The 4,953-nt window shown below is 62.9% G+C and carries 5 protein-coding genes; 2 read left to right on the plus strand and 3 right to left on the minus strand.

Annotated elements, in window-relative coordinates; genetic code table 11:
• Nucleotides 1–85: 85 nt before the first annotated feature.
• Both glyQ and AC1DWI_RS13740 read right to left on the minus strand, forming a co-directional pair.
• A complete protein-coding gene (gene glyQ / locus AC1DWI_RS13735; protein ID WP_348049382.1) occupies nt 86–1,006 on the minus strand; it encodes a glycine--tRNA ligase subunit alpha in 921 nt (306 codons plus the stop codon).
• Between the two features lie 81 nt (nt 1,007–1,087).
• The gene (locus AC1DWI_RS13740; protein ID WP_477670217.1) at nt 1,088–2,044 is read right to left on the minus strand and encodes a LysR family transcriptional regulator; all 957 of its coding nucleotides are present in this window, start codon (nt 2,042–2,044) and stop codon (nt 1,088–1,090) included.
• Nucleotides 2,045–2,188: 144 nt separating this feature from the next.
• Between AC1DWI_RS13740 and AC1DWI_RS13745 the strand changes: the two genes are divergently transcribed.
• A complete protein-coding gene (locus AC1DWI_RS13745; protein ID WP_477670111.1) occupies nt 2,189–2,962 on the plus strand; it encodes an SDR family oxidoreductase in 774 nt (257 codons plus the stop codon).
• 81 nt (nt 2,963–3,043) lie between these two features.
• Here AC1DWI_RS13745 and AC1DWI_RS13750 read toward each other — a convergent pair whose 3' ends face one another.
• Nucleotides 3,044–4,099 (minus strand): asparaginase, encoded by a 1,056-nt coding sequence (locus AC1DWI_RS13750; RefSeq protein ID WP_477670218.1) that lies wholly within the window; start codon nt 4,097–4,099, stop codon nt 3,044–3,046.
• A gap of 265 nt (nt 4,100–4,364) precedes the next feature.
• Between AC1DWI_RS13750 and AC1DWI_RS13755 the strand changes: the two genes are divergently transcribed.
• The coding region (locus tag AC1DWI_RS13755) for a LysR family transcriptional regulator (RefSeq protein WP_477725028.1) at nt 4,365–4,953 on the plus strand (589 nt) is incomplete at its 3' end.

The raw sequence follows: 4,953 nt of genomic DNA on the forward strand, positions 1-4,953 counted from the left end.
ATGATGGCCTGCGCCTGGGCAAAAGCCGCCTCGAAAGCGGACGCTTCGCCGGGCTTGACCTGCAACTGGGCGATTTCCAGAATCATCAGGCGGCCTTCTTCGCCATCTGCTCGACCCACTCGCGCGGTGCCATCGGGAAGCCCAGGCGCTCACGGCTTTCGTAATAGCTTTGCGCCACGGCGCGGGCGAGGTTGCGGATGCGGCCGATATAGGCGGCGCGCTCGGTCACGCTGATGGCGCCGCGGGCGTCCAGCAGGTTAAAGCTGTGGGCAGCTTTCAGCACCTGCTCATAGGCCGGCAGGGCCAGCTGCACGTCGATCAGGTGTTTGGCCTGCTTTTCATGCGCCGTGAAAGCGGTGAACAGGAAATCGGCGTCGCTGTGCTCGAAGTTGTAGGTGGACTGCTCGACTTCGTTTTGTTTGTAGACGTCGCCGTAGCTCAGCTTCGAGCCATCAGGCCCTTCGGTCCAGGTCAGGTTGTAGACGTTGTCCACGCCTTGCAAATACATGGCCAGGCGCTCCAAGCCGTAGGTGATTTCGCCGGTGGCGGGTTTGCAGTCGATGCCGCCGACCTGCTGGAAGTAGGTGAACTGCGTGACTTCCATGCCATTGAGCCAGACTTCCCAGCCCAGGCCCCAGGCGCCCAGCGTCGGGTTTTCCCAATCGTCTTCGACAAAACGGATGTCGTTTTTCTTCAGGTCAAAGCCCAGCGCTTCCAGCGAACCGAGGTAGAGCTCGAGGATGTTGGCCGGTGCCGGCTTGAGCACGACCTGGTACTGGTAGTAGTGCTGCAAGCGATTGGGGTTCTCGCCGTAGCGGCCGTCCTTGGGTCGGCGGCTGGGCTGYACATAGGCGGCTTTCCAGGGCTCGGGGCCCAGCGCGCGCAGAAACGTCGCGGTGTGCGAAGTGCCTGCGCCGACTTCCATGTCGTAGGGCTGCAGCAGCGCGCAACCCTGGTCAGCCCAATAGGACTGCAGCTTCAAAATAATTTGCTGGAAAGTAAGCATAAGAGTGGAGTTTTGCCAAACGCGGGGCACCTGGATTGCAGGCCCGGGGAGCGGCGCCTCAGGTGGCGGCCGCCAAGCCGGTCATTTTACGCGGCGGCGCGCGGGCGCCTTGGTGGGCGGCATCTGGGTGGGCGGCACATACCAGCCGGGCCCGGTCTTGAAGGCCTCCACCAGGAAATCCACCATCACACGGACCTTGGCGCTCAAGTGCCGCCGGCTGGGGTACACCGCCAGCACGTCGATTTCAGGCATGCGGTAGCCCGGCAGCAAGGGCACCAGCCGGCCTTCGCGCAGGTCTTCCCCAACCAGGAAAGCCGGCTGCCAGATGATGCCCAGCCCGGCCACGGCCGCTTCGCGGGCGGTATCGCCGTTGTTGGCGTGCATGATGTAGTTGACCTTGACCGCGTGCGGGCGGCCCTCGTTGTCGGTGAAATGCCATTCGTTGGCGGTGGCGGCATAGGTGTAGCCCAGGCAGCTGTGGCCCGCGAGGTCGGCGGGCACAACCGGGCGGCCGTGCTTTTTCAGGTAGGCCGGCGCGGCACAGAGGATGTTGCAGGAAGTCGCCAGCTTGCGGGCTGCATGGGTGGCCGGCCCCGTGCGCGAGATGCGTATGGCGAGGTCGTAGCCTTCTTCCACGATGTCCACCACGCGGTCACTGAGGGCAATGTCGAGCTCCACCTCCGGATAGCTTTGCATGAAGCGCGGCCACAACGGCGCCAGGTGCCGGATGCCAAAGCTCACAGGCGCATTGATGCGCAGGCGCCCGCGCGGCTGCAGGGTTGCCGACGAGGCCAGCGCCTCCGCGTCGGCAACCTCTTCAAGAATCGACTTGCTGCGCTCATACAGCGCTTCGCCGCTTTCGGTGAGCGAGAGCTTGCGGGAGCTGCGGTTGAGCAGGCGCGTGCCGAGGTGGGCTTCCAGCTCATTGATATAGCGGGTGACGTTGGCCGGCGAGGTGTCCAGCGCATCGGCCGCACGCGTGAAACTGCCGCGGCCCACCACGGTGACAAACATCTCAAACGCACGCAGCCGGTCCATTTCAACCCCCATCATTCATAAAAGATGAATGATTAAATCAGTTTTACGGCCTTCCTCCAATAGAAGATGAAACTTACATTGGACTCATCGGCAGGCAGGAAGCCCACCGAACCAGGAACCCCAACCAAGACAAAGGAAATCGACATGACCACGCAAACCACTTCATTCACACCCCGCTTCGCCAACAARACCGTGCTSGTCACSGGYGGCAACAGCGGCATCGGCCTGGCCACCGCCTTGCAATTCGCCGGGCAAGGCGCGCGGGTCGTCATCACCGGCCGGGACCAGGTGTCACTGGACCAAGCCAAAACCCAACTGGGCACAGGCGCCATCGCCCTGCGCAACGACGCAGGGGCCAGCGGCTCGGCCAAGGCACTGGCCAGCGCATTGGCCGCCGAAGGCGTCACGCTGGACGCCGTGTTCATCAATGCCGGCCTGGCCAAGTTCGCCCCGCTGGAAAGCGTAGACGAAGCACTCTGGGACGACACCTTCAACGTCAACGTGAAAGGCGCATTCTTTGCGATCCAGGCGCTGTCGCCGCTGCTGAACACGGGCGCCGCCATCATCCTGAACGGATCGATCAATGCCCACATCGGCATGCCCAACTCCAGCGTTTACGCCGCCAGCAAGGCCGCGTTGATTTCGCTGGCAAAAACGCTGTCGGGTGAGCTGGTGGCGCGTGGCATCCGCGTCAATGTGGTGAGCCCCGGCCCGGTTACGACGCCGCTGTACGGCAAGCTTGGCGTGCCTGCAGACCAGCTCGATGCGCTGGCCGCCGGCATCCAGGCGCAAGTGCCGCTGAAACGCTTCGGCACGCCCGACGAAGTGGCCAGCGCCGTGGTGTATTTGTCATCGCCTGATGCGGCTTTTATTGTCGGCACCGAGCTGATCGTCGACGGCGGCATGAGCCAGCTGTAAGCACTTCCCGCGCTCGCCGCGCAAACAAAAGAGGGCGATGCCGTTGCCGGCATCGCCCTCCTTTTTTGGTTGCGCAAAAACTCAGTATTGCCAGAAGATGCGCTGCAGTTCCTTGCTGTCAATGTTCTTGGTCAAGGCCACGGCGGCCAGGATGCGGGCCTTTTGCGGGTTCAGGTCATGCGCGACCACCCAGTCGTACTTGTCGTCAGGCTGCTCGGCGTTGCGCAGCACAAAGCCTTCGGGCACACGCGAGGAGCGCACGACCTGGATGCCTTTGGCGCGAACTTCCTGCAGCGCAGGAACCACACGGTCGGCCACGGAGCCGTTGCCGGTGCCGCCGTGGATCAGGGCCTTGATACCAGTCTTGCCGACAGAGTCCACCGCAGAGCGCGGCACGTTGCCGTAGCCATAGACGATATCTACCGGCGCCAGCGCCTCGAATTCGTCAATGTTGAATTCGGACTGCGCGGTGTGGCGCTTCACGGGCGCGCGGAACCAGTAATTCTGGCCTTCCACCACCATGCCCAGCGGGCCCCACTGGCTCTTGAAGGCCTCGGTCTTGATGTTGATGGTTTTGGTGACATCACGGCCGCTCTGGAGTTCGTCGTTCATCGTGACCAGCACGCCTTTGCCGGCGGCATCCTTGCTGGCGGCCACGCTGACGGCGTTAAACAGGTTGAGCGCACCATCGGCCGACAGCGCCGTACCCGGGCGCATGGAGCCGACCACCACGATGGGCTTGCTGGTGCGGATCACGAGATTCAGGAAGTAGGCGGTTTCTTCCAGGGTGTCGGTACCGTGGGTCACCACGATGCCGTCCACGTCGGACTGCTTGACCAGCGCCGAGATGCGCTTGCCCAATTTCACCAGGTTGTCGTTAGTGAAACTTTCGGAAGCAATTTGCGAGACCTGCTCGCCCTTGACGTTGGCCACGTTGGCCAATTCCGGCAAACCGGCCAGCAACTTGTCGACCGGCACCTTGGCGGCAGCGTAGGTCGCGCTGTTCAGGGCCGAAGCGCCGGCGCCGGCAATGGTGCCGCCGGTGGCCAGGATCACGACATTGGGTTTGGCGGCGGTTTGCGCCAGCGCGGGCGCGCCGAGCGTGGTAAACGCCACCAGGCCAAGCGCGGCGCCCATGTGACGAAATGTTGAGGTTATTTGCATGTATGTCTCCAAGGAAATGGAATTTGTCTGATTTTTTGCGCACAGCGAGCAAAACAAGCGGTTTCACCTGCCTGTGCGGCGATTTCCCTGGCCTTGCGGCCAAAGGTGGCTCATCGTAGCGACGCTGGCAGCCCCCAGCGATGCATAATGTAACGAGGGGTATGACTAAAACTCACACCCTTCAGCAGCATGGCCCCATGCGTCTCCGGCGACCCGGCAGCGACATACCCGCAGCGACATGAACCTCAGGCAACTTGAAGTCTTCCAGGCGGTGATGCAGACCGGCAACATGAGCGCCGCGGCGCGGCTGATCTGCATCACGCCCTCGGCCGTCAGCAAGACGATTGCGCACACGGAATTGCAACTGGGCTACAAACTTTTTACCCGCGGCAAGGGCACGCTGGCCCCCACGCCCGAAGCGCGCGTGCTGTTTGAAGAATCCTCGCAAATCCACCAGAAGCTGGACGGGCTCAAGCGCATTGCCGTCAACCTGCGGCAGTCGGCCGGCGGCCAGGTACGGCTTGCGGCCATTCCGTCCGTCAGCCATGAGTTTCTCCCGCTGGTGCTGGAAAGGCACATGGCGCGCTACCCGCGCGTTCGCGTCGAGGTGCGCACCCTGCACCAGGACCAGATGGTGCAGGCACTGTTGACGCGCAGCGTGGACTTTGCCCTTGGTTTTTATGAACACCCGCACCCGTTGTTGACCAGTTCGACGCTGGTGAGCGGCCCGCTCTACCTGGCCGTCACGCGCGACATCTGGCAGCGGGCCGTGAAGGCCAGGCGCCAGAACCCGATGTCTTTCCTGGCCAGCATGCCGCTGATACGGC

Source organism: Polaromonas sp. P3_C2 (genome assembly GCF_056402675.1).